This window comes from Halorubrum sp. F4, assembly GCF_027257195.1.
In the GTDB taxonomy this organism is placed as follows: Archaea; Halobacteriota; Halobacteria; order Halobacteriales; family Haloferacaceae; genus Halorubrum.
On the sequence record NZ_JAPDFS010000001.1, the window covers coordinates 416,394 to 440,316 of the forward strand.

Annotated in this window: 17 protein-coding genes and 1 tRNA gene; 7 read left to right on the forward strand and 11 right to left on the reverse strand. The window is 64.1% G+C overall.

What is annotated here, in order from left to right; all coding sequences use genetic code 11:
- Positions 1-80: 80 nt before the first annotated feature.
- Positions 81-1,487 (reverse strand): archaellin/type IV pilin N-terminal domain-containing protein, encoded by a 1,407-nt coding sequence (locus OKW78_RS02080; protein WP_281193683.1) that lies wholly within the window; start codon positions 1,485-1,487, stop codon positions 81-83.
- A 140-nt stretch (positions 1,488-1,627) separates the two neighbouring features.
- Between OKW78_RS02080 and OKW78_RS02085 the strand changes: the two genes are divergently transcribed.
- Positions 1,628-2,599, forward strand: a complete 972-nt coding sequence (locus OKW78_RS02085) for a cation diffusion facilitator family transporter (protein ID WP_281193684.1) — start codon at positions 1,628-1,630, stop codon at positions 2,597-2,599.
- Between the two features lie 43 nt (positions 2,600-2,642).
- Here OKW78_RS02085 and OKW78_RS02090 read toward each other — a convergent pair whose 3' ends face one another.
- Positions 2,643-3,935, reverse strand: a complete 1,293-nt coding sequence (locus tag OKW78_RS02090; protein ID WP_281193685.1) for a Glu/Leu/Phe/Val dehydrogenase — start codon at positions 3,933-3,935, stop codon at positions 2,643-2,645.
- A gap of 205 nt (positions 3,936-4,140) precedes the next feature.
- On the opposite strand from OKW78_RS02090, the gene OKW78_RS02095 reads away from it, so the two are divergent.
- The 3 genes from OKW78_RS02095 (at position 4,141) to OKW78_RS02105 (ending at position 7,677) form a co-directional block, all read left to right on the forward strand.
- A complete protein-coding gene (locus OKW78_RS02095; RefSeq protein ID WP_281193686.1) occupies positions 4,141-4,605 on the forward strand; it encodes a PH domain-containing protein in 465 nt (154 codons plus the stop codon).
- Positions 4,602-6,473, forward strand: a complete 1,872-nt coding sequence (locus OKW78_RS02100) for a PH domain-containing protein (RefSeq protein ID WP_281193687.1) — start codon at positions 4,602-4,604, stop codon at positions 6,471-6,473. Before OKW78_RS02095 ends, OKW78_RS02100 begins: the two co-directional genes overlap by 4 nt.
- Positions 6,474-6,609: 136 nt before the next feature.
- Positions 6,610-7,677 carry a phytoene/squalene synthase family protein gene (locus OKW78_RS02105; RefSeq protein ID WP_281193688.1) on the forward strand — a complete coding sequence of 356 codons (1,068 nt, stop codon included), beginning with the start codon at positions 6,610-6,612 and terminating at the stop codon, positions 7,675-7,677.
- A gap of 45 nt (positions 7,678-7,722) precedes the next feature.
- Here OKW78_RS02105 and OKW78_RS02110 read toward each other — a convergent pair whose 3' ends face one another.
- From OKW78_RS02110 to guaB, 4 genes are all read right to left on the reverse strand, one after another.
- Positions 7,723-9,714, reverse strand: coding sequence for a DEAD/DEAH box helicase (locus tag OKW78_RS02110; RefSeq protein WP_281193689.1), 1,992 nt, complete (start codon positions 9,712-9,714; stop codon positions 7,723-7,725).
- Positions 9,715-9,783: 69 nt separating this feature from the next.
- Positions 9,784-10,368, reverse strand: coding sequence for a HalX domain-containing protein (locus tag OKW78_RS02115; RefSeq protein WP_281193690.1), 585 nt, complete (start codon positions 10,366-10,368; stop codon positions 9,784-9,786).
- A 150-nt stretch (positions 10,369-10,518) separates the two neighbouring features.
- On the reverse strand, positions 10,519-11,619 hold the full coding sequence (locus tag OKW78_RS02120) for a TrmB family transcriptional regulator (protein ID WP_281193691.1): 1,101 nt from the start codon (positions 11,617-11,619) through the stop codon (positions 10,519-10,521).
- Positions 11,620-11,709: 90 nt separating this feature from the next.
- On the reverse strand, positions 11,710-13,197 hold the full coding sequence (gene guaB, locus OKW78_RS02125; protein WP_281193692.1) for an IMP dehydrogenase: 1,488 nt from the start codon (positions 13,195-13,197) through the stop codon (positions 11,710-11,712).
- Between the two features lie 545 nt (positions 13,198-13,742).
- On the opposite strand from guaB, the gene OKW78_RS02130 reads away from it, so the two are divergent.
- The 3 genes from OKW78_RS02130 (at position 13,743) to OKW78_RS02140 (ending at position 15,368) form a co-directional block, all read left to right on the forward strand.
- Positions 13,743-14,759, forward strand: coding sequence for a DUF5794 domain-containing protein (locus tag OKW78_RS02130; protein WP_281193693.1), 1,017 nt, complete (start codon positions 13,743-13,745; stop codon positions 14,757-14,759).
- A gap of 128 nt (positions 14,760-14,887) precedes the next feature.
- Positions 14,888-15,112, forward strand: a complete 225-nt coding sequence (locus OKW78_RS02135) for a DUF5795 family protein (RefSeq protein ID WP_122105761.1) — start codon at positions 14,888-14,890, stop codon at positions 15,110-15,112.
- Between the two features lie 82 nt (positions 15,113-15,194).
- A tRNA-Trp gene (locus tag OKW78_RS02140) sits at positions 15,195-15,368 on the forward strand.
- A 258-nt stretch (positions 15,369-15,626) separates the two neighbouring features.
- Here the strand turns inward: OKW78_RS02140 and OKW78_RS02145 are convergent.
- The 5 genes from OKW78_RS02145 to OKW78_RS02165 form a co-directional block, all read right to left on the reverse strand.
- Positions 15,627-19,478, reverse strand: a complete 3,852-nt coding sequence (locus OKW78_RS02145; RefSeq protein WP_281193694.1) for a DNA methyltransferase — start codon at positions 19,476-19,478, stop codon at positions 15,627-15,629.
- 83 nt (positions 19,479-19,561) lie between these two features.
- A complete protein-coding gene (locus OKW78_RS02150; RefSeq protein WP_281193695.1) occupies positions 19,562-19,756 on the reverse strand; it encodes a hypothetical protein in 195 nt (64 codons plus the stop codon).
- A 4-nt stretch (positions 19,757-19,760) separates the two neighbouring features.
- Complete coding sequence (locus OKW78_RS02155) at positions 19,761-20,546, reverse strand: hypothetical protein (RefSeq protein ID WP_281193696.1); 786 nt, start codon at positions 20,544-20,546, stop codon at positions 19,761-19,763.
- A 9-nt stretch (positions 20,547-20,555) separates the two neighbouring features.
- Positions 20,556-21,410: a DUF6610 family protein gene (locus tag OKW78_RS02160; RefSeq protein WP_281193697.1), complete on the reverse strand. Its 855-nt coding sequence runs from the start codon at positions 21,408-21,410 to the stop codon at positions 20,556-20,558.
- A gap of 18 nt (positions 21,411-21,428) precedes the next feature.
- Positions 21,429-23,909, reverse strand: coding sequence for a DNA-directed DNA polymerase (locus OKW78_RS02165; protein WP_281193698.1), 2,481 nt, complete (start codon positions 23,907-23,909; stop codon positions 21,429-21,431).
- Positions 23,910-23,923 lie beyond the last annotated feature (14 nt).

Here is a 23,923-nt window from a genome sequence, read left to right on the forward strand (position 1 = left end):
TCGGAGGATGAGTGAGTCGGGGAGTGGATAGGAAGGAAAACTCGGTCGACGTCACGCCATCGATCCGCCAAAACCCGTTCTCAGTCGAACCGGAGTTCGATCTCGTTCCGGCTCACGTGGAGGTACGTGATCGGGTTCTGCCCCGCCCCGCCGGTGATCGTCAACTCGAGGGCACCCAGATCGGTGTCGTATGACATCGAGGACGCGCCGCCGAGATCGAGCCGGTCAAACACGAACGCCCCTCTGAGCGTCGGGTTTCCGTTCGCCTCCACGTTCGCGTTCGGGGCGTAGATGATCGCGTCGATCTCCGCGTTCCCGATCCCGTTGGTGTTCTCCGCAACCCCGCCGTTCACGTAGAACTGGGTCCGTCGGGCGTCGACCGACGACGCCTCGGTTCCGATCGTGGGGTTGTTGAGCTCCAGGCTACCGTTGACGTAGTACTTGACCACGTTGTCCGTTCCGTCGGTGATCTGGAGGTCGTTGCCGCCGATGTCGAAGTCGCCGTCGATCGCGAGCGTCACGTTTCCGCCGGTCGTATTGAAGTCGACGTCTCCGCTCAACGCAGTGTCGCTATCGGCGTAGTAGAGTCCGGAGGAACACGTGCTGGCGTTGAAACAGTTCCCGATCGGCTGCCCGTTCGTCGAGGCGTTCTCGATCCGTTCGTCGATGATCGGCGACGGTGACGGGTGGGACGCGCCGAGTTCGTAGTCGTCCTCGTGAAGCGGGATGTCGGTGTCCGTATCGGAACTGCCGAGAGACAGCGGCTTGTCCAACTCGACCTTCCCGGGGACGACGAGCCGTGCGGTGGCCGTCCGGTTCGCGTCGTCCTTCGTGACTTCGCCCTCCGCCCGCTGACTGAAGAAGTCGTACCATCCCTCGTAGTAGTCGCTTTGGACCTCGACGACGACGGTCCCGTTCTCGAGCGGGTTCGACACGTTCTGGAAGACCTCCTCGCCGGCGGTCGTCCGTCGAACGACGCCGGTCCCTCGGGACGGGGCGGTTTCGTTGCTGGTCAACTGGACGATCGGGAACGTGAGCGTCTCCCCTCGGTAGTGGTACTCCGGCGGCGACACCATCCTGCCGCGGGTGCCGTCCGTCGTCCAGACGCCGCCGCCTTGGACCGCGATCTCCCGACCCTTGCCCGTGTAAACCAGCGTCCCGAGACTGGACCTGTTTCTGGCCACGGTTCCGTTCTCCCCCTCGATCCGGACCTCGACGTGCCCGGCGTCCTCGTCGAGCCGGAGGTCGCCGCCGTCGACCGAGCCCAGATCGAACCGCTTGGCGTCCGTCTCGCCGAGGGCGACGAGGCTGGCTTGGGAGGTGAACTGGGACATCCCGTTCTCGACGCCCGCCGTCTGCGCCTCGTCGGTGACGGCCGCGAGCGCGACGCTCCCCGTCGCCACCGTGACCGTCACGGCGGCGATCGTGATCCCCAGAAGGAGCACGGTCCCGAGGACCTCGCTCTGGGCGCGCTCGCTGCGGTACATGCCGGCTCTCGGCGCCCCAGACGGTTAAACGTCGACCCTCGGCTATCGGATCTGATAGCGGATCGACTCGGATCCCGGGCACGCCGTCGGCTTCGCGCCGGGGCGCACCACTTAACACCGATGGCGAGCGAGACACCGATATGACGGCTCCCCCGGTCGGCGACGAGAAGCGACGATTCAGGCGGGCCGCCGGGGTGAACGTCCTCGGCAACGCCGCGAAGATCCTCGTCGAGGGGGCGGCGGGGTTCGCGTTCGGTAGCGTCGCGCTCGTCGCCGACGCGGCCCACTCCGTCGCCGATCTCGTCGCCAGCGGCGTGGTGTTCGTCTGGGGTGGGTCCGGATACGACGCCGCCGACGCGGAACACCCGCACGGTCACCAGCGGATCGAGCCGCTGACCGCCCTCTTCGTCGGCGCGGTGATCGTCCTCCTCGGACTCAATCTGCTGTGGAGTTCGATCGAGGGGATCCGGTTCGGGACCGACGTACGATTCAGCCGGCTGTTGCTCGGCGCCCTGGCGTTCGCGCTCGTCGACATGTACGTCCTCTACTGGTACACGATGCGGGTGAACGCGGACCTGGGATCGACCGCGCTCTCGGCGCTCGCGGTCGACTGTCTCAACGACATCTACACCACCGTCGCCGCGGTGATCGGCGTGTTCGGCGTGTTCCTCGACGTCCCGATCCTCGATCCGATCGCGGGCGCGGTCGTGAGCCTGCTCGTCGTGTACCAGGGCGTCGAAATCGGGCGGGAGAACGTCACGTATCTCGTCGGTGCGGCCCCGCCGCCGGACGACCGCGATCGGATCACCGGAACGCTCCGCGATCATCCCGAGGTCGTCGGGGTTCACGACCTCCGCGTGTTCTACGACGGGACCGATCTGGAGGTGGAAGTCCACGTCGAGGTCGACGGCGAGATGACGCTCCGACGGGCCCACGACATCGAGACGCAACTCGTCACGCGGCTTCGCGGGCTGGAGGACGTCGGGGACGTCCACGTCCACCTCGATCCCTCCGGCCTCGGCGAGTGGAAGGACGCGGACGACGGCCGACCGGGCGTAGACGGAGACGGTGGATCGGACGCGAACGGGAACGATCCGGCCGGAGGCGAGTGAGACCGAGGCGTGGTTCGGGAAGGACGACGCGCCCCGTGATCCGCTACGGGAAGAGTCCGCGGTACTCGTGTGCGCTCGCGGTGCGCTCGAGCGCGAGGGTGTACGCGGCGGTCCGGAGGTCGGGGACTTCCCCCTCGTCGTAGCGCTCGATGGTCTCGTCGAACGCGGAGCCGATGCGACGCTCGAGTTCGACGTTGACCGTCTCGAGCGGCCAGGAGAACTCCTGGGAGTTCTGGACCCACTCGAGATACGAGACGATGATCCCGCCGGCGTTCGCGAGGATGTCCGGGACCACGGGAACGTCGCGTTCGGTGAGCGTCTCGTCGGCCGCCACGGTCGTCGGACCGTTGGCCGCCTCGACGATCGCGCTCGCGCGGAGGTCGTCGACGTTGTCGGCGGTGATCACGCCCTCGATGGCCGCCGGAATGAGCACGTCGACGTCGAGCGCCAGCAGCTCCTCGTTCGAGACGAGGTCGGCGTCGTCCCCGGAGGAGTCGCCGACTCCCGTTCCGCGGACGTTGCCGGCGACGTACTCCTCGACCATGCCGCCCGCCTCGACGTGTGCGCCCAGCGCGGCCACGTCGAGACCGTCGGGGTCGTAGGCGGCACCGGTCACGTCCGAGGTCGCGACGATCCGCGCGCCCGCGTCGTCGAGCAGGCGGGCCGCGTTCGAGCCGACGTTCCCGAAGCCCTGGATGGCGATGCTCGCGTCGGTCAGGTCCCGCTCGAGGTACTCGAAGAGCTTCTCGGTGATGATCGAGACGCCCCGGCCCGTCGCCTCGACGCGACCGGGCGTTCCGCCGATCTCCAGCGGCTTGCCGGTGACGACCTTCGGGACCGTGTAACCCTCGTACATCGAGTAGGTGTCCATCATCCACGCCATCGTCTGCGGGTTCGTGTTCATGTCCGGCGCGGGCACGTCGACGTCGGGGCCGATCATGCGGCGGATGCCCTCGGTGTAGCGCCGGGTGAGCCGTTCGAGGTCGCGCTCGGTGAGGTCCTTCGGCTCACAGATGACGCCGCCCTTCGCGCCGCCGTACGGGAGATCGACGAGCGCCGCCTTCCAGGTCATCCATCCCGCGAGCGCCTCGACCTCGCGCTGGGAGACGGTCGGGTGATACCGGACGCCGCCCTTGAACGGCCCGCGCGCGCCGTCGAACTGACACCGGAACCCCTCGAACACCTCCACCTCGCCCGACTCCAACTCCACGGGGAGCGTGACCTTTAGCGTCCGCTCGGGGTGTTTGAGCCGCTCGAAGACGCCGTGGTCGACGTCCGCGTACTCCTCGGCGCGGTCCATCTGTGCGAGCATGTTCTCGAACGGATCGTCGGCCATCATCGAGGATTCCTCCATGATCGATTATATTCCTTTCGCAAATATTGCGAGCGCGTGTAAATAACACGCATGGGGCGGGATCGAGACGAAGGGCCGAACGAACACGGCCGGGGCGACACGGCGGGTCACCCGTTCCGCCGGATCTTATAAGCGGTCGTCGACAACGGTGGACCATGAGCCCTCGACACGCGACGGAGGACGGCCGATGACGACCCAGCGACTCCATCCCCGCGTACGGATCGTCTGGATCCTTCGCGCCGTCCTCGCCGCCGCGATACTCACCGCCCCCGTCGCCGGCGGGTACTACTTCGGATACCTCCCGGAGTGGGCTCCGGTCGCCACGGGAGGAGTCCTCGTCGCTCTCGGTGTCGTCCACGCGATCCTCCGCTACCGACAGTGGAGCTACGAGATCCGCGAGGACGCCCTCTACCTCGACCGCGGCGTGATCACGCAGGTCAGGACGACGGTCCCGCTCGTCCGCATCCAGCACGTGGACTCGCGGCGCGGCCCCGTCGAGCGGGGCGTCGGGCTGGCCTCGTGTGTGGTGTACACCGCCGGCTCCCGCGGGGCCGACGTCCGCATCCCCGGGCTGACGCCCGACGGGGCAAGCGACCTCCGCGAGGAGCTGAAGCGACTGGCGATCCGCGCCGACGGGGAGGACGCGGTGTGAAACTCGCTCCCCAGTCGGTCCCGTACCGCGCGCTCCAGAAGGTGGCCGGGATCGTCGTCGTCCTCTTCTTCGTCGTGAACGATAGCGGATGGGGATTCCCGGCGGCCGCCGGCGCCGTCGGCGCGGTCCTCCTCGTCGCCGGCGGGTACGAGATCGCGTACTACCGACGGTTCGAGTACGAACTCACCGAGGACACCCTCGACATCCGGTCGGGCGTGATCTCGCGACGCGAGCGGGAGATCCCCTACCGCCGGATACAGAACGTCGACGTGAGCCGGAGCGTGATCCAGCGAGCGATCGGCGTCGCCGCCGTCGATCTGGAGACCGCGGGCGGATCGAGCACCGAGGGGTCGATCCGGTTCGTGACTCCCGAGGAGGCCACGCGGCTCCAGCGCGAGGTCCAGCGGCGGAAGTCGGCCGGGTCGACCGGATCGGCCTCGGACGAAAACGACGCGGTCGGCGACCCGACGGGACCCGTCGAGGAGGACCTGTTCGCCATCTCGCCGCGCGAGCTCGCCCTGGTCGGGGCGCTGTCGTTCGACGGCCGGCTCATCGGGCTCCTCGCGTTCGCGGGAACGGGGTCCGTTCCCGTGTTGTCCGGATACCTCCCGGAGACCTCGGCGCTGGCGCTCAGCGCGGCGGCGGTCGTCGCCGCCGGGGCGCTGTTCCTCGTCTCCTGGGCAATCGGCGCGGCGGTGTCCTTCTCGAACTACTACGGCTTCCGGCTCTCCCGGGCGGGCGACGAGCTCCGGTACGAACGCGGGCTGTTCCGCCGGTACAGCGGCTCGATCCCGACCGAGAAGGTCCAGACGCTGACGGTCTCGGACAACCCCGCGAAGCGTGCGCTCGGATACGCGACCCTCTCGATCGAGACCGCCGGATACGCGCCCGGACAGGGCGGCGAGTACGGGAGCGAGGCCGCGATCCCGATCGCGAGGTCCGGTCGCGTCTACGAGCTCGCACACGAGATCGAGTCGTTCGGCGAGCCGTCGTTCCGGCGACCGCCACGGCGGATCCGCTGGCGGTATGCGGTCCGGTACGTCCTCGTCGTCGCCGTTCTGCTCGGCGTCGCCTTCGCGGTCGACTGGTACGTTGCCGCCGAGATTCCGTGGTACGCGCCCGCCGCGCTGTTTTTGGCGGTGCCGCCAGCCGCCCACCTGAAGTGGAAACACCGCGGCTACTGGCTCGGCGACGATCACCTCGTGACTCGGAACGGGTTCTGGAGCCGCAGCGTGCGAGTGGTTCCGTACTACCGGGTCCAGAACGTGATCGACAGCCGGTCCGTCTTCCAGCGGCGATGGGGCGTGGCGACCGTGATCGCCGACACCGCCGGGACCGGGTCGCTCGTCGGAAGCGACGCCGCGGCGGTCGATTTCGACATCGACGAGGCTACCGATCTCCGGGCGGAACTCGGCGAGCGGCTCCAACGGGCGCTTCGCGACCGTCGAGAGCCGGAGGCGTCCTTCGAGTGGCTCGAGGGGGAACCCGCCGCGAGAGACGAAGCGGACGCGAAAGGCGACGACGCCGATCCCGCCGGCCCGGATCGCGTCGCCGAGGGACGCGACGCCTCCGAGAACCTCGAACGCGACGAGGATTCCGAACGCGACGAGGACCTCGACGTCCCCGACGGCGTCGTCCGGCCCGACTTCTCGACGTCGGAGCGCGATTACTCCGAGCCCGCCGAGCGCGTCGACACCGGCGAGTACGCCGTCGACCGGTTCCCTTCGGACGCGAACGTGGCTCACCGACCCGAGACGGAGAGGGACGGCAGCGACGACCGGAACGACAGCGACGATAGTTCTGAGAGGAGCGACGGCGGTCCGAACGATCCCGCCCGGGACGACGTGAGCGACCGATCGAATCGCTGAGGGAGAACGCGGGCTGCGCCGGCTGGAGAATCCGGATCTCCACCCCGGCCGTCGGCGTCGACTTCGCTCCGTTCGCTCCTCGAGGCGTGTCCCGCGAGGCTTTTTTATGGGTCGTGCCGTAAGGTCTGGTAACTGAATGAGCGGACGAGAACACGACACGGCGGATCCCGACCTCCAGTGGTGTCACGAGGCGGTTCAAGGCGTGTCCCGTACCTTCGCGTTGACCGTGGACGTGTTGGAGGAGCCGATGGCCTCACAGATCTGTCTCGGCTACCTCCTCTGTCGAGTCGCCGACACCGTCGAGGACGCGGGTCACATCCCGCCGGAGAGACAGACCGCGGTCCTCGAGACCTACCGGGAGGCGATCGATCCCGACGGAAACGCCGATATCACTGACTTCCGAGCGGCCGTCGACGAGTGGCTCCCCGCTCCCGAGGAGCGGAACGAGGACTGGGAAGTCGTCGCCGAGTCGCCGACGATCGTCGCGACCTTCGAGGACTTGGAGCCCGAGGCGCGCGAGGCGATCGTCCCGCCCGTCCTGGAGATGGTCGACGGGATGGCGATGTTCGTCGACCGGCACGCCGAGGAGGGCGGACTCCGGATCGACGACCGCGACGAGCTCGAACAGTACTGTTACTACGCGGCCGGCACGGTCGGAAACCTCATCACGAACCTCCTCACGCGCGGCGAGGTCGGCGAGGCGCGCGCACGACGGCTCCGGGAGACCGCCGAGGAGTTCGGGCTCCTCTTACAGCTCGTGAACGTCTCGAAGGACGTCTACGACGACTTCACCGAGGAGAACAACGTCTACCTCCCCGCGCAGTGGCTCGAGGATGAGGGCGTCGACCAGGAGGCGGTGATCGACCCCGAGAACCGCGAGTCGTCCGCACGCGTCGTCGACCGCACCGCCGAGTACGCTCGGTCGTTCCTCGACGACGCGCAGGCGTACCTCGAGACCATGCCGCTCTCACACGGAAACACGATGGAGGCGTGGACGGTCCCGTACCTGCTCGCGGTCGGCACGCTCCGCGAGCTCCGGTCGCGTCCGGAGGACGCGTTGACCGAGACCGGCGTAAAGGTCTCCAGACAGGAGGTGTTCGCGGTGATGGCCGTCGCCGGCGAGGCCGGCCGCGACTCCCTCGCGGACCTCAGAGAGACGATCGCGAACACGCCGTACCACCGAGCCGTCGAGCCCGCCGACTGAGCCGATCGGTCGATCGCCCTTCTCCCGCTCGGATGTCTCTCCCGTTCAGATCCGACTTCGCGCCCGCGTCACCGCTGCCATCGAGATCCCTATCGTGTCCGCGAGCGCCTCCGTCGCGCTCAACAGCCACTCCGCGCGCTCGACTCGCGAATCGAGGTCGCCGGGACCTATCCGGTACGCCTCCACCAGTTCCTCGACGGTGGCGCCGCCGATCCACTCCTCGAGGATCCGCGCGGTCTTCACCGACTCCAGCCAGCCCTCGAAATCGTCCGGGTCGCTCATTCCGGTCGTCAACTGCGCGGCGTTCGCCCGGGCGAACCGGTACATCTCCGCGCGCTCGCGGTTCCCGAGGTACGTGTCCTGCATGTCCGGCGTGTCACAGATGGTTTCGAAGACGGTGAGCGTCGTGGCGTGTTCCATCCCGGCGGCGGTCCGGAGCCCCTCGACGATCCGTGCGCCGGTCTCCGGGCGAACGTACTGTTTCGAGGTCGTCTCGCCGACGGGCGTGGCGACGATCCGGTAGGTCTCCGCGTCCCCCTGCCGTCGGACCATCCCCGCGTCGACGAGGTCGTCGACCGCGACGGCGACCGCATCGGCCAGCCCGCCCGCCCCCGTCTCGCGGGCGTAGAACGTCCCGTCGAACACGTCGAGGATCTCCGCTTCCGTCTCCGCGAAGCCGGTCGCGATCGCCGAGAGCACGTGGGTCCGGAGCGACGCCGGGTCGGCGAGCTTCGACTCGACGGCTTCGGGCTCACCCTCCACGTATCGATCCACCAGCTCCTCGCGGGTCGACGCCTCGCCGACGAGGACCGCCTCGCCGTGCGGGTCGAGTCCCGGCCGACCCGCCCGGCCACACATCTGGTGGACCTCGAGCGTCGGCAACCACTCCATCGACGAGCCGGTGTACCGCTTCTGGTCGCGTACGATCACGCGACGCGCGGGGACGTTCACGCCCGCCGCGAGCGTCGGCGTCGCACAGATACATGCGATCTCGCGGTCGCGAAACGCCGCCTCGACGGCGGCGCGGTGGTCCGCGCGGAGCCCCGCGTGGTGGAACGCGACGCCCGCCCGGAGACACGTCGCGAGCTCCTGGCCCGTCACCGTTCCGTCGATGTCGGCCACGTCGTCGCCGACGGCGGCCGCGGCGGAACCGATCCCCATCCGATCCGCGAGATCGTCCTCGGCGAGCCGCTCGGCGAGCGTCGCGGCCTCCGCCCGCGAGCGGACGAACGCCAGACACTGGCCGCCCTCCGCGACCGCGTCCGCGACGAGCGCGGCCGTGACGTCCGTCGCGTCGGGGCCGTCCTCCGGGATCGTGTCCTCGACGGCCCCATCGCCTCCATCAGCGACGGATTCGGCGGCCGAGCCGCCGACCTCGACGTGGCGTGTCGTACCGTCGTCGAACCGTATCTCGCCGTCGACGCAGACGCCCGTGCGGAGGTCGACCGGTCGCCATTCGGACTCCACGAGGGTCGCGTCGAGCCACTCGGCGATCTCCTCGGGGTTGTCGACGGTCGCCGAGAGCGCGACGACCTGGATCGCCGGATTGTGTCGGCGGAGCGTCGCGAGCGTTACCTCCAGGGTCGGGCCGCGCCGCTCCGCGCCGAGCAGATGGACCTCGTCGACGACGACGCACGCCAGGTCATCGACCCACTCCGCGCCGTTTCGGATCGCGGAGTCGACCTTCTCGCTCGTGGCGACCACCACGTCGTGGCCCGCGAGGTCCTCGCCGGTCGCGTCGAAGTCGCCCGTCGAGATCGCCACGTCGACGCCGGGCAACGCCGCGAACGTCTCGTACTTCTCACGGGCGAGCGCGCGGAGCGGACAGACGTACAGTCCCGGTCCGCCGGCGGTCAGGAGCGCCGACTGGGCGATGAAGGTCTTTCCCGACGCGGTGGGGACCGCCGCGACGACGTTCGCGCCGTCACAGACGCCGGCCTCGACCGCGGCGACCTGCGGGGGGTACAACTCGCGGATCCCCCGACCCGCGAAGTGATCGACGAACCGCTCGGGAAGCGGCAGGGAACGGACGCGCATCCGAACGTTGGTTCGCCGCGATCGTATTTAAATAGTGTCCGGGGACCGGCAGTGAAGGAGTCCGACGGCTCACTCCTCGGCGTCGAACTCCCTGAAGAGTCCCTCGAAGTCGTCCTTCTCCGTGACCGCCTCGAGCGAGCGGTCGACGTCCTCGCGCAGTTCCTCGATCCGAGCCGTCAACTCCTGGTACTCCTCGTTGTCGGCGAGTTCGCTGGCGCTCTTTTCGGACTCGAGCATCGCCTTCTTCGAGGTCAACGCAAACAGGTCCTGGACGCCGGCGTCGTACTCTCCCCGCCGGAGGAGCCCCTCGACGGTGTCCCGGAGGGTGTCGCTGGCGACGGGTTTGACGAGGTAGTCGTCGAAACCCATCTCGAGGATGTCGAAGTCGGGCTCGACGGCGGTCACCATCGCGACGCGACAGTCGATACCGCGTTCCCGAACCGCGTCGAGGACCTCGTCGCCGGAGAGTCCGGGCATCCGCCGGTCGAGCAGGATCGCGTCGACGTCGTCGTCGAGTTCGTCGATGGTCTCGAGTGCCTCGTGGCCGCCGTACGCCGTTCGAACCCGGTACTCGTCGCCGAGCCAGGCGGCGTACAAGTCTGCCAGGTCGGGTTCGTCCTCGACGACGAGGACGAGCGGCGGTTGTTCACTCATGGGTCACCCGAGCGACGACGAGTTCGCTCACACGTTTCGTCTCGCCGCGGACTATATTAAAATACCTCTTCGATCCCGACCGAGGGACGCGAGTGCCATGGACGCGGGAGGTCGAGCGACGGCTCGAGGCGTCCGGACACACCCTCCCGGTCACACGTCGACGCCTCCCGGAACCGCCTCCTCCGGTCCGTCGTATCCCGTCACGGTGATGCGTCTCGCCTCGATGTCCTCGACGACCGCCCCCCAGCCGCCGACGGTCCATCGCCGGTCGTCGGCCGTCACCTCGACGGTCACCTGTCCGGCGAGCTGTCCGATCGGGATCTCGCCGTCCTCGCGCGGCTCGCCGGCGTACACCACGTCGGTGACCGTCCCGGAGACGGTGACGGGGTCGCCCGAATCGATGTTCGATCCCTCGACGGTGACGTGAACGTCGGCACCCTCCGCGAAGAGCGGCTCGATGTCACGAACGAACCGACGAAGGTTGGCGTACACGAGCGGCGGGTCCTCCGGTCGTCCGTCGTAGACGAGGTCCCACACCTCCCAGAGGCTGGTGTCGAAGTACCAACGGAAGACGTAGGTCAGAGAGAAGTCGCGGACGAGCACGCCGTACTCGTTCACCGACCGTCGGTGGGGCGCGAAACACGTGACGGTTCGGTCCACGATGGCGACGAACGGCGTCGGAAGCGTCCGGTGGCGGACCTCGGTCGCGACCCCCTCGTACTCCGTCGGGACCACCTCGCTCCCGTCCGCGGTGTGGATCGACGCTTTCACTACCGCTCCGTTGTCGTGAGCGGTCGTTAGCGACTCTCGAAGCTCGTCGAAGTTCTCCGGCGTCACCGCCACCTGTACCTCCGTTTCGGCCTCGGCGATGGCTTCGCGTGCGTGTTCGAACACCGTTTCGAATCGAGTGACGATGTCGACGCGGTGGTGCTCCAGCGAGGGAGCCTCCCACCGCGTCTCGATCTCGTCGGCCGCCTCCGAGAGCTCCCCCGAACGTCGTCGTAGCTCCGAGAGGACGGTGTCCGGCTCCGACGCACGGGCCCGCAGCGTGTCGCCATCGTACGTCTCGACGTATCCCTTCTCCTCGAGGTCCCGGAGGACGTCGTAGATCCGCGCGGCGGGGACGCCGCTCTCGTCCGCGAGCTCGGTCGCGCTCGCCGTACCGAGCCGGAGAAGCGCGGTGTACGCCTGCGATTGGTATTTCGAGAGGCCGGCGTCGCGCAACACCCGGCACAGCTCGGATGCGTCCATGTCTCCGTACACAGGTACGCACGCATTAAGTCCAACGCGTGAGAGACGATCACACGCGTAGGAGTGGAGGCTACACGCTTCGCGGAGCGATCACTCCTGGGGACTGTAGTTCGGCGCCTCGTCGGTGATCATCACGTCGTGCGGGTGGCCCTCGGTCTGGCCCGCACTGGAGACGCGGACGAACCGGGCGGTCTCGTGGACTTCCGGGATCGTGCCCGCCCCGACGTACCCCATCCCGGAGCGCATGCCGCCGGTGAGCTGGTGGAGCTCCGACGCGAGGGTTCCCTTGTACGGGGTCGCGGCCTCGACGCCCTCGGGGACGAACTCCTCGTCCTCGTCGTCGTCCTTGAGGTAGCGGTCGCCGCCGCCGGACTTCATCGCGCCGACGGAGCCCATCCCGCGGTACTGTTTGTACTTCTTCCCCTGCATCGTGATGACGCGGCCGGGCGCCTCCTCGGTGCCGGCGAAGTACGAGCCGAGCATGACCGCGTCGGCTCCGGCGGCGATCGCCTTGATCGCGTCGCCGGAGTAGCGGATGCCGCCGTCGGCGATGACCGGCACGTCGCGTTCGGCGGCGACGTCCGCGACCTCGGAGACCGCGGTGATCTGCGGCATCCCCGCGCCGCTGACGACGCGAGTGGTACAGATCGAGCCCGGGCCGATCCCGACCTTGAGCCCGTCCGCGAAGTCGACGGCCGCCTCGGCGGCCTCCCGCGTGCCGACGTTTCCGACGACGACGTCGGCCTCGACGGTCTCCTTTATCGCCTCGGCGGACTCGAGCACGTTGAGGTTGTGCGCGTGCGCGCAGTCGATGAAGAGCACGTCGGCGTCCGCCTCGTCGGCGGCGACGGCGCGCTCCTCCTCGAAGGGACCCACGGCCACGCCGGCGAGCAGTCGACCGTCGTCGTCGCGGGCGGCCTGTTCGTGCTCGCGCCGCTGTAGCACGCCCTGCATCGTCACGAGCCCGACCAGGTGGTCGTCGTCGTCGACGACCGGAACTCGCTCGATCTTGTGGTCGTACATCAGCTCGAGCGCCTCGCGCGCGTCGACCGACTCGGGGGCGGTGATCACCTCGTCGGTCATCGCCTCGCGAACTGCGTCCTCCTCGCCGACCTCGAGGTACGGGCGGATGTCCGTCCCGGAGATGATACCGAGGACGACGTCGTCGTCGTCGACGACCGGCGCACCGGAGACGCCCTCGCGTTCCATCAGCCGATCGGCCTCACGGACCGTGTCGTCCGGCGAGACCGTGACGACGTTCTCGCGACGGATGACGAGCTCGTGGGCGCGCTTGACGCGCTCGACCTCCGCGGCGGTCTCCTCGACGGTCATGTTTCGGTGGAGGACGCCGAGACCGCCCTCGCGGGCCATCGCGATCGCGAGATCGCTCTCCGTTACCGTGTCCATCGCCGCCGAGAGGACGGGCACGTTGAGTTCGACGTTTCTCGAGACGCGAGAGGAGAGGTCCGCATCGTCGGGTTCGACGCGACTCTCCATCGGACGGAGCAGTACGTCGTCGAACGTGAGCGCTTCCGGAACGTCGAGCTTCTCCGAGAATCGACCGGAATCTGTCGCCATGTAAACCGTCGTGAGAGCGGAATCAAAAACGTTGCGAGTCAGCACGGATGTGCCGGGAATTCACATCCGATCCCGCCCGGTTGATCAGGATCATGGATGGATCGGATCGGCGGGTCGTGATGCGCACGTCCGACCGCTCCCGACACGGCGGGGTCGTCGTCCGGAAACCATCGATATCTGGATCGTTTCTCGTGGTATTCGTTTACCGATGGATCCTCGGAGAATACGCGATAGAACCTGAACATCTTCACTATCATATATAAACACGGATTTCGAAGCGGTCGAGTCGTGCGATCAACCCTCACACAACGTTTAACCCACGCGCGAGCCGTAATACCGGTATGGACTCCGACAGTCCCGTGAACGTGCGTATCGCCGGTCAGCCGACGATCGAACTCGGCGCGCCCTTTACACCCGGCAATACGCACTCGGCCTTTACACGGACTCGTCGGACCTCGGTCGGCTCCGACTCCGATGACCGGATCGGTCATCGGAGGTCGTCCGCTTCCCGCCGCGTGCCCCACGGTCACGGGCATCGTCCCTGAATGAGCGTCTCACGTCACCCCGTCGCGCTCCGCCTGGAGCAGCAGGTGGGCGGCGCGACGAAGCTGCTCGCGACGGTGATGGCGCTGCCGCTCGTCGACGGCATATTCCCGGCGCTCGTGGTCGCCGGCGTGCTCGGATCGGCGGCGGGCGTCGTCGAGACCGGGATCCTCATCTTCGGCGGCTCCGCGACGATCGCCGTGATCCTCGCGGAGATGGACGGAACCCGCAGGGAGATGGTGATCTCGGTCCTGCTCATCGGTGCGGTCATCGTACCGGTCGCCGCCATCGAGGCGGCGTTCGCGCCGACCCTCCGCGGGTTCCTGGAACTCGCCATCTTCGAGCGGTTCGCCGGGCTCGTCATCCTGTCCATCGCCGCGAAGACCGCCAGCGCGGAGTTCGGCGAGTACCTCCCGAGTCCGGCCGTCATCATCGGACTGGGGCTCGTCGCGAGCTTCGATCCGGCCGGATTCGCGGTCGAGACGTCCATGGAGTACGTCGTGAACGGCACCGCGGCCGCCGCCATCGGGGTGGGCTTCGCGCTCTCGGTCGCGCTGTTGTCCCCGCATCTGCGCGGTCGCGTCGACATCGACCGGTTCCGGTTCGGATCGGCGGTCGCACTCGGCGTGCTCGCGCTTCCCATCCTGTTGCGGCCGTTCGGCCTGATGCAGACGGAGGCTCCCATCGCGTTGGCGGTACTCGGCGTCACCGCGCTGTTCGCGTACGACCCGGACGCCGACGGCATCGGAGCCCCCGGGAGCGATGACGACCCCGACGACGGGGACGACGGCTCGATAGACGCCGACGGTCCGGACGACGCGGACGCCGCCGACGATTCGAGGGCGGACACCGACGATCCGGCGACGCCGGACCCGAGCGATCGGCCGTTGGACGCGCCGACCGATTCCGGCGGTCTCGTCGACGACGACGTGGCGGTGGCCGCAACGAGTGACGACGGGGACGGCGAGGAGCCCTCGACCCCGTTCACCGAGGACGACTCGCGCGCGCCGTGGCTGTAGCGCGGTTCGCGTCGTCTCGAGAGTCGCGTCGTCACCCACCTCGTCCCTCCTCCCGCGTCGAGGGATCGTCCTCACGATCGCCCGACCGGCTTGACGGGTTTTAGGTAGCTCCGTCGTGTACGTCGGGTATGTCAAATCGCGTCGTGCAGGGTCGGATGGTGACGCCGGAAACGCTTGCAGAACTGGTCGAAGGGGAGTCGATCCTCGAAGCCGAGGACATCGCCGACGCCGACCGCGAGTGTCCCGACTGCGGTGGCGACGTCATCAGCGTCGGGTACATGCCGAGCGTCACGGAGTTCGTGACCGGATACAAGTGCCAGGAGTGCGATTGGTCCGACGACGACCGGGAGTAGTTCGACGACGGTCACGTCCCCCGATCGCTCGGGATCGAAACCCCTTTATCCGCGTTTCGGCAACCCACACTCGCAGAAGCGCGGGGCTGTGGCCAAGCCAGGCATGGCGACTGACTCCAGAGGCCACGCCCGGGACGACACTCCAGACTGATATACCGAGCGGGCGACTGATCATCGCTCGCGTTGACGACCCTCTGGAGTTCCGAGGCGTGCCGGAGATATCAGTCGATCGGGGGTTCAAATCCCTCCGGCCCCACTATCTCGTTCTTCAAACGCTCTAACGGGTGAACACAGGCATTTCAGCGGTTGCCTTAAAAAGTGTTTCGAGGTACTCAGAGAAGGTACTCAACCCCGAATCGACTGTCGGGGACTGCCGTGTTACGAAAATCCGGTACGCGGGTAGCGGTTGTGTTTGCCGGTAGGGGGCTGAGCCGTTAACGACGCCGTGGCTCGGGCCGAATAAGGGTACGAAAACAGAGAGATTCGGTGTGCGGCGGGAACACGCGAGACTTGTTTAGGCGAGGTCGTCGTACTCCTCCAACACCATATCGAAGTAGTCCTCGTCCATCAGGCGCGGATTGTTGACCCGACCAAAGTTATCTAACATATGCTCTATCTCATTTCGGCTTAAACCATACGCCAGCATCGCACCAGCGTCCATTTCGGCTTGTAGTCGCTTTCTTTCTTCGTGCTTCGTTGCTGGTGTGATACCGAGTTCGTCTCTGAGTGACTCAAACTCCTCTCCGTAGCAGTTCAGTCGAGCGGCACGCTTCCAAATATGCTCGAACCATTCATCTCCGTCCGTCAACCTCGGAACCTGTGATTCACGAACTTTGTACGCCACAAGAGTATTATCGATTTTTGTCCGCATCAGATAATCAAAGGCAAGACTATTTATCAATCCCAGAGCGGCGAACATCTCTTCATTAGTAAATCGAGGTTGGTAGATACTCCGTAGCGGCATTTCGTCTAAATCGGATTCCTGAGCAACCGTCTCGTGTGGTCTGAATGTCCGAAGTTTGCTGTGACAGACTACTCCGGCGGGAAGGACTGTCGCAATGAACGTCCTTTCGTTGGTAGTGTTTCCAATGTCTCTGAACGCGATTCGTGGGGTGGTACAATCAAGGAGAACATCATCCTCGGAGAGAGGCTCACCACGGGCATCTTCAAGAAGATTGTTTACAAAGCCTTTCTGAGACCCCGTTCCATCAAATTCGTTATAGAGTGCCGTTTTTAGATTACGAACCTCCTTTTCGCGGATACGGCTTTTTGCGCTGAGTTCGGTTGACACGTCCTCATCTACACTCCAAAACTCGGGGGGTTCCACGTCCAGAAATCTATCATCGTAGACAAACTGATAGATGTTTTTTCCGCCCAGAACTGGGTAATCACCTTCGTCGGGAGATTCCACAAATCGGTCTGCATCGTATGTACGGTCTAATTCACGATGGATACTGACGTTCCAAGAATCTTCAATTGGCTCGTCAAGCGAGGGATGGTCAAGGAGTTTGCTCAAAACACCCACTTCATTTTCAGGGTCGGTATCCCCACGCGATGAAATCTGCGGGAACAGCGCCGCTTCGGGCGAATAATTTGTTAGTACCTTACGTGGAATCTTGACTGTTTTTTCCTCAAATTTCTCAATCACATCAATGGTCTTTTCCAAGAATATTCCTCGGAGTTCATTTGTCTGCCCACCGTTTTGGAAGGTGAGGATACCAAACCGATACTGATTGTGTAACCCCTCGAAAATGCCGTGGTTCTCGAAATGTAGGAGCGAATCCACGGTAGTATTGTTTAGTAGGTGTAACCGGAGGTCTTTGGCGGTGGAACTGGTGAATATCACATTTGGCAGGATAAGAGAAACATAGGCATCGTCTCGCGCTATGTTATATACGCGCTCTAAGAAAAGAGCAGATAACTCATTTTCTGATGTTACTTCTTTGCCGTCTACAACTGGACTCTGAAGTTCATATCCATCGGAATTATTGAAATAGTCGGCTCGTGCCTGCATCTGCTGATTATATTGTTCCCAGCCCTCCTCGATTTCGGGGTCTTCCAGTAACTCCTCCATTTTCGCGTCCTTGTTTTCCGGCATCCGAGTTCGGAAGGTCGGGTCATACCGAGAGAAAAAGTCATCTCGATTCGTCCGTAGCACATCCCAAGGCGGGTTTCCTACAACAACATCGAAGCCACCGTCGGCATAGACCTCAGCAAATTCAAGAACCCAATTGAACGGCTCTAATTCCCTGACTTCTTCCGGTGTAATATCATCAATGCCCGCATCTACGAAGTCTGAGTGAATGTCGTCTATCAGTTCTTCGCGGGCGTTCCGTAGTTTCTCGAAGGCTTGACTGCGGTGTTTTTCGGCGGTCTCGCTGTCGATAGCCTGTTCGTGTTTCTCGATTTCGTCAATAATATCCTGATAGCGGTCGCGGACGGTGTCCTCGCTGAAACTCCCGAGTCGGTACTGGTCGTCACCGTTCGTTTCGGGGAATCCCGTGTATCCAATGAGGCTGTTGCCTTCCCGCAGGTTGAAGGCTATGTTAGGTAGTGCGAGGGCGTCGTCTTCCGCGAGGTCGTCCACGTTCTCGGTTTCAAGTTCAGAAATAACCGAGAGCCAACAGCGGAGTTTCGCAATCTCCACGGCTGGCCCCATCAGGTCAACACCGTAGATGTTGTTGAGAACAGTCGTTTTCTTTAGACGGTACTCGTCTGGGTATGATTCACTTTGAGCATAGAGGGCCTTGCGGACGTTGACAATTTCTTCGAGGACGCTGGTAAGGAAGTGACCACTCCCACACGCGGGGTCAACTACACGGAACTCGTCCACCTCAGCGAGAAGGGCGCTTACCGTACTCCAGCGTCCCGGCAGGTCTTCAATGAGTTCGTAGACGGAGTTGAAGCCCGTCGCCTCGTGTTCCGGCCAGTCGGCCTCCTCTACCAGAGCAGTCTCGAAGCGGTCTAACAGAGCCGGGCGGACGGTCTCCTCAGCACAAAATCGGGTTATCTCGCTCGGCGTGTAGTACGCCCCGAGTTCCTTGTTCGTGTCCGCGTTGTCGCTGGTGATGTAGTTGATAGTCTTCTCGAAGACGTTGCCAAGAACACTCGGGTCGAGGTCGGTTGGTGCGCCCTCGGCGGAGAAAGTGTATCGCTCCAGTAGGTCGATGATAGAGAACAGCACCGAGTTCCGCACGTCGAAGTCCTCTTCCTCAAAGTCGTCCCCATCGATGGAGGGCCGAAAGAGACCGCCGTTGAGGTACGGGATGTTCTGGAAGAGGTCGATATTCTGGACGGAGTCGGGGCGGTCGTCCGGCTTGTTGTTCATCACATCGTAGAACAGCGGTTTGCAGAACGTCTCGTAGAACGAGGCGGGATGCATCCCGTTCTCGTAGTTATCCTTGAGAGTCTGAAGGAGGTCGGGCTGAACGAGGGTCTTGTCTTCGAGGAACTTGATGAATACGAGGCGGTTCATCAGTTCGACCGCGAAGAGTCGAGCGTCGTCTTCGGTGGCGGCGTCGGGGACTACAACACCATCCCCGACGAGCGAACGGGCAGTCTCCTCACCATCGTCAACGATACCGAAGACATACCGAATATAGTCGTCATAGAACTCATCGGTGACCTGCTCCTTCTTTTGCTTGATGACCTGCCGGGCGTCTCCGGCGATGGATGTGAAGTTCTCGAACTCGAAGGTACGGATGAGCCGGGTGACGAGGTCGCGGTCGGCGTCGAAGAGGGCTTCCACCGGGTCGTCTCGCTTCCCGACCTGATTCTCGAAGAGAGCGAGGAAGACGGGCTGTAAGTCCACTTCCTCAATAGTGTTGAGTGTGTAAGAATCGGGGTCGTACCGGACAAACACCCACCGGAGGCCGTCCGTGGCGAAGCCGAAGTCCGACTCGAACTCTCGTTGACTGAGCCAATCGCGTACCTGCCCAATACCGTGCTTACGGCTATCGAGGTCTTTGTTGATGTGTTCGGCTTCGATAAGTAGTCGAGTGGAGTCAATTCCGTGGAAATCGCGGAGAGAGATAGTGTAGTCAGCAACTTGGGTTTGCCCGCCGGAGAGGCCACCAGCCTCGGTAGAGTATTCGTGGCCGAGCGCGTCGAGAAGAGGATTGATGACGGCTTGCTTTGTGAAAGACTCGGGCTGAAGCCCGTCTTTCGTCATCCCACTCTTGAGTTCGTAGGAACCGGGGTCGGCTCGAAGGATACTTTCGAGGGTCTCGTCGTCTATCTGGTCGCGGAGGTTCGAGACAGACTCGTTGATGGTCTCTATGAGCCGAGCCTCTTCCGGCTCGGAAACGGTTGTCTCGAAGGCATCAGCGACAAACTCGGTCGGGGTGGAGGATGAATCGGAAGACATTGAGTAAATTGACTCCGTGAACTACTGCTATCTGGATGGCAAGTCCAAATAAACGTGCGGGTAAACGCTCCACTCCACGCCCTTTACAGAGCCACCCTCTCCATCGTCGCTGGCATCCTTGATTCGAGGTGAGCGGTCTCCGAGACCGGGAACTTCATCACGAGCGTCAACTGGAGGCAGGTGTACCAGTTGAGGCCGTACTTGTCCGCATACGGCGGGAACCCGCTGTATTCGACTTCGATGCTAACTTCTGGGTCGGGTAAGTGATTTTCTGTCATACGATTAGTCGCGCTCAGGGATGTTTCGAGAGCCGCGCTTGTGTTGCCACATCTCGTTCCGGTACGCGGACTCCCGGCTCCCCAGAATCGTCTTCGTCTTCTGGAGGGCCGCCTGCTCGTCCTCGTTCATCTCCTTCACGACCGCGTCCGAGATGATACCGTCGCGCTTGAACGGGATTGCCTGAATCAGCGGGGTTCCCGCCGGAATAACACCTGAGAACTCGGGGTCAGACCAGATGAACGGGAAGTTGATGTGGTTGTAATAGGAGTCGCAATCGACTACTCCCGAGAAGACCTGAAAGCGGCGCTCGATGCGGTTGAACGGCTTGGTGAACAGCACCGAATAGCCGTCGGGGACGTTGATGGCCCAGAAGTTGTGGAACTTCATAATCGGGGCCGGAAACGTCGGGAACTCGTCTCCCCCGACCTGCCCGTGGCTGTGGTTGCTAATCAGGTCGCGGTCGAAGCCCCATTGATAGTCCACGTTGCCCTCACCGTTCGAGTTGAACTGGACTTCCCCGGCGAGGGGGATAATCCAGCCCATCGAGAGGGCGTCGAGAAACGGAGCGCACCGCTTGACGGTGGACTGCTTGATGCCGTCGCCCATCCTGCCTTCGAGGTTCTTGTACCACTCTGGGAGAACCTTGTTGGCTGGAATCGGCTCGGGGATGGCCCCGTAGAGTTCCGGCTCCGTGGCGAACTCGATGGTCGGGTCGTCTGTGTCGAGGGCCTTGAGAGAGGCCGCGTCCTTCACTTTCTCGATGCTTCCGAATAGGTCAAATGCTGTCATTAGGTCTGGTTAGTCCGCATACATTTCGTACATCCGAGACGGCGCTTCCTCTCCCGGCCCCCAACAGTCGGCGTCGGGGTGGGAGTCGTAGAAGGCCTCTTCGTAGTCGTGCTGTTCGTTCCGGGCGCGGGGCGACCATACCGAGCGGTCAGGGTTCAGGGCAAACCGCAGATTGCTATACGAACGCCGGACGCACTCGTAGTAGTCCGACCGCTCGCTGGGGAGTTTCGTCCAGCCGTAGCCGTCGAAGTAGCCCATCCAGTTCGCCGCCGTTAGGGGGCTTGTGGTGTCGGCGCTCTCGACGGGAACGCCATACTTCCGGGCCTGCGCCTGTTTCACCGGGGAGCCACCGAGTAAGTGGACTTCCGGGCAGTCACGGTAGGCCGTCCACGGGTGCGGACTCGGGCCGTACCGTTCTTGGCAGGGAAGGCCGACCCGATAGCGAGCCGGAACGTCGCGGGGGTGATGGAGTTTCGGGACAACGATAACAGTCTCCGCGTACTCCGCGAGGTCGGCGGCCCGGTCGAGAACCCACCCCCAACCGGGACTGTTCTCGTCGTCGTCCGGGGCGACCGCGTAACGGGGCTTCTCCGAGCGCACCGTCTTCTGGTGTTCTCGCCACGCTCCCTCTTCGTCGGGAACGGTCTGCTTCTTCAACTTCGAGAACGGCCAGTCCACGAAGTCCACATCGAACCGCTCCGGGGGGCGGTAGTTCATCGACTCGTAGCCGATTAGCGCCCCGACCCGCCACGCCGCTTCGGTAGCGTCGGCGGAACCACGGGCCGTGAAGACTACGTCGCGTTCCCGCTGGTTTGAGGTCGGTACAGATGTATCTCCTACGGGTAGTTTCTGCTGGGTACTCATTTGGGTCTGGTTAGGTGGTTAGAAGAACGCCCCGAGGCCGGTCTGGAGTTGGCCCTCAACGGCGGCTTCCACGTCGATGCCGACCGCGTCGAGGACGGGGCCGAGCGGGTTGATGATTAGGGTCTGGGTCATACGGCCCACGTCCGGCGTCAAGCCGGTGTTCTCGACCTGCTCGGCGTCCTCGTAGGCGATGCGGTCTATCTTCTCGCCCAGCGCGTCAACGTAGGTGGGCATAATGTAGCACCGCATCGGCTTGCTTCCCTTCGAGAACTCCGTGCCGAGGAGTTCGTTCGAGTTCATCGCGGCCTCGACGTGAGCCGTCGGGGAGTCGTACTCGTTGAACTCCTTGCCGATGCCGCCGGGGATACCGATGTTCTCCCAGTCGGGGTCGTCGGGGTCGAGCGAGGTTCCCGCCTGATAGACGTAGTTGGCTATCTCGTTGTTGTCCTTGTCGTGGAGGATGGCCTTGATGACCTTCTTCTCGGTGTCCCGAGTGAGGCGGGAAGCATCCGACCGCTTTGCGGCAGACCCCTTGATGGAGATATCGTACTGGTCGAGGGAGTCGGAGAAGTCCATCCCCTCCTTCCACGAGGCCGCGTAGGCGTACTTCTTCTTGCGGCCCCATTGGAAGAACCGGGGCGCGAACATCTCAATCTCAATCTCCCAGAGGTTATCCTCGGCGGGGACGCCCATCGTCTCCGCGAGGGCCGGGTAGACCTCGTTGTTCAGGGTGTCGCAAATCTCCTGTGCGGCTTCGAGGCAGGACTCCTGCCGCATATTCCTCGGGAATCTGATATAGTTGCTGTCCGTGTCGCCATATATCACCTCCGCGATAGTTTCTTCGTTGACGTAGCGGGCGGTCTCCTTGAGAACCGCCTGCCCGGCGAGGGTGATAGCCTCTGCTGTCTTGCGGTCGTAGAGGAAGAACTTAGACCAAGCCAAAACGCCGTAGATTGAGTTGGTGATTGTCTTACTAACCTGATACATTTCTGCGTATCTTTCCTCTTCATCTGAACCCGGTTCCGCCTCCCGCTTGAGGCGCTTGTAGGTCATCTTGAGGTCAAGGGCGTCGTCAACGATTTGCCGGAAGAGGCCATCCCGCTCCAGCGAGAACGCCTGCCCGTTCGGAGCGACCGCGACCTTCCCGAGTTCCGGCTCCGTCGCGTCGAGTTTCACCTCGGGCGACGTGTTCAGCATCTTCATCGTCGCCGGGTACAGGCTCGCCAAGTCAATTCCGACGACGTTGGTGGCCTTCCCGGTGTACGGCTCAACAACAAAGCCCCCTTCGTAGTCTTCTGCGTTCGAGTGGGTCTTCGTCGGGCCGACCTCGCCGCGCTCGTCCAGTTTGCGGCGAACCATCATCTCGATGAACTGGAAGTTCTCTCGGGTGTCCTCGAAGTCCACGCCGACCATCTTTCGCAGGGAGTCGCGGAAGGAGACCACACCGGCCTCCTCGTCAATCCCGGCGGTGAGGCGAACGTCCCGAGCGTTGTAGTTCATCAACTTCTCGGGGTTGTCCCGCCACATCTCGAAGTACCCTTCCTCGTGGGCCAGTTTCGACGCGCCCAGTTCTTCGCCCGCCACGTAGTCGAGCGAGTAGGAGCGGAGTTCGCCCCACGAGTTCTTCTTGTAGGCGTGGAGCAGGTCGTAGACCGTCCGGCCCAGAATCTTCGGGTCGCCGCGCCGGGTGACGTGGGCGTTCCCCTCGGGGGAGAGCCGGGAGGGGTGCGCCGAGACCTTCTTCATCCGCTCGATGGTGTACGGCCCGTCGAAGGGAGCGTTCCACGCGGTGAGCAGGTCGGGGTTGCGCTCTTCGACCCACTCCCCGAAATTGATGAGCATAACGCGCTCGTCGGGGAAGTAGTGGAGACGGTCAAGTTCCTCCGGCTTGCCGTTCGGGAAGCAGGTCTCGGAGGGCCTTCCCGCCGTGTCGAAGAAGCCGACGTACTCCCCCTCGTAGGAGTCGTAGGCGACCAGCGAGGTGATACGCTTCTCGCCCGGCTCGGGGAACGAGCCACGGTCGTCGGTCTCAATGTCGAACACGACCACCCGAGGCCGGGGGTCGTTCTCGACGGGGGCCTCGATGGCCTCGACCTCGTCCAGAGTGACCTCTTCGGCGGGAACGCGAATCCACGCCTTCACATCGCGGTCGATTCGGACGCGCTGGGTGGGGTTTACGTCGGCCTCGAAGGTCTTGCCGTGGAACTCCTTTTTCGCGTCCCGAACGTCTCCGGGGGTGGTGACGTAGACGCAGGCGACCTCTTCACCGAAGAAGCCGGTGCGGTCAACGTCAAAGTCGAACTCCCGAATCCCGCACTCTCCGAGGAGTTCGTTCTTCCGCTCACGGGCCTCAGCGGCCTCCACGTAGAAGTAGGGCCGGAAGTCCGTGATGGTCACCGTGTGTCGCTCCTCGTCGGCGTCGCGCCCGTAGAGGCGGAGCGTGAAGGAGTCGTCGTGGTTCTCGATACAGGCGGTGTTGGTGACGAGTATTTCGAGCATTTGGGTCTGGTTGG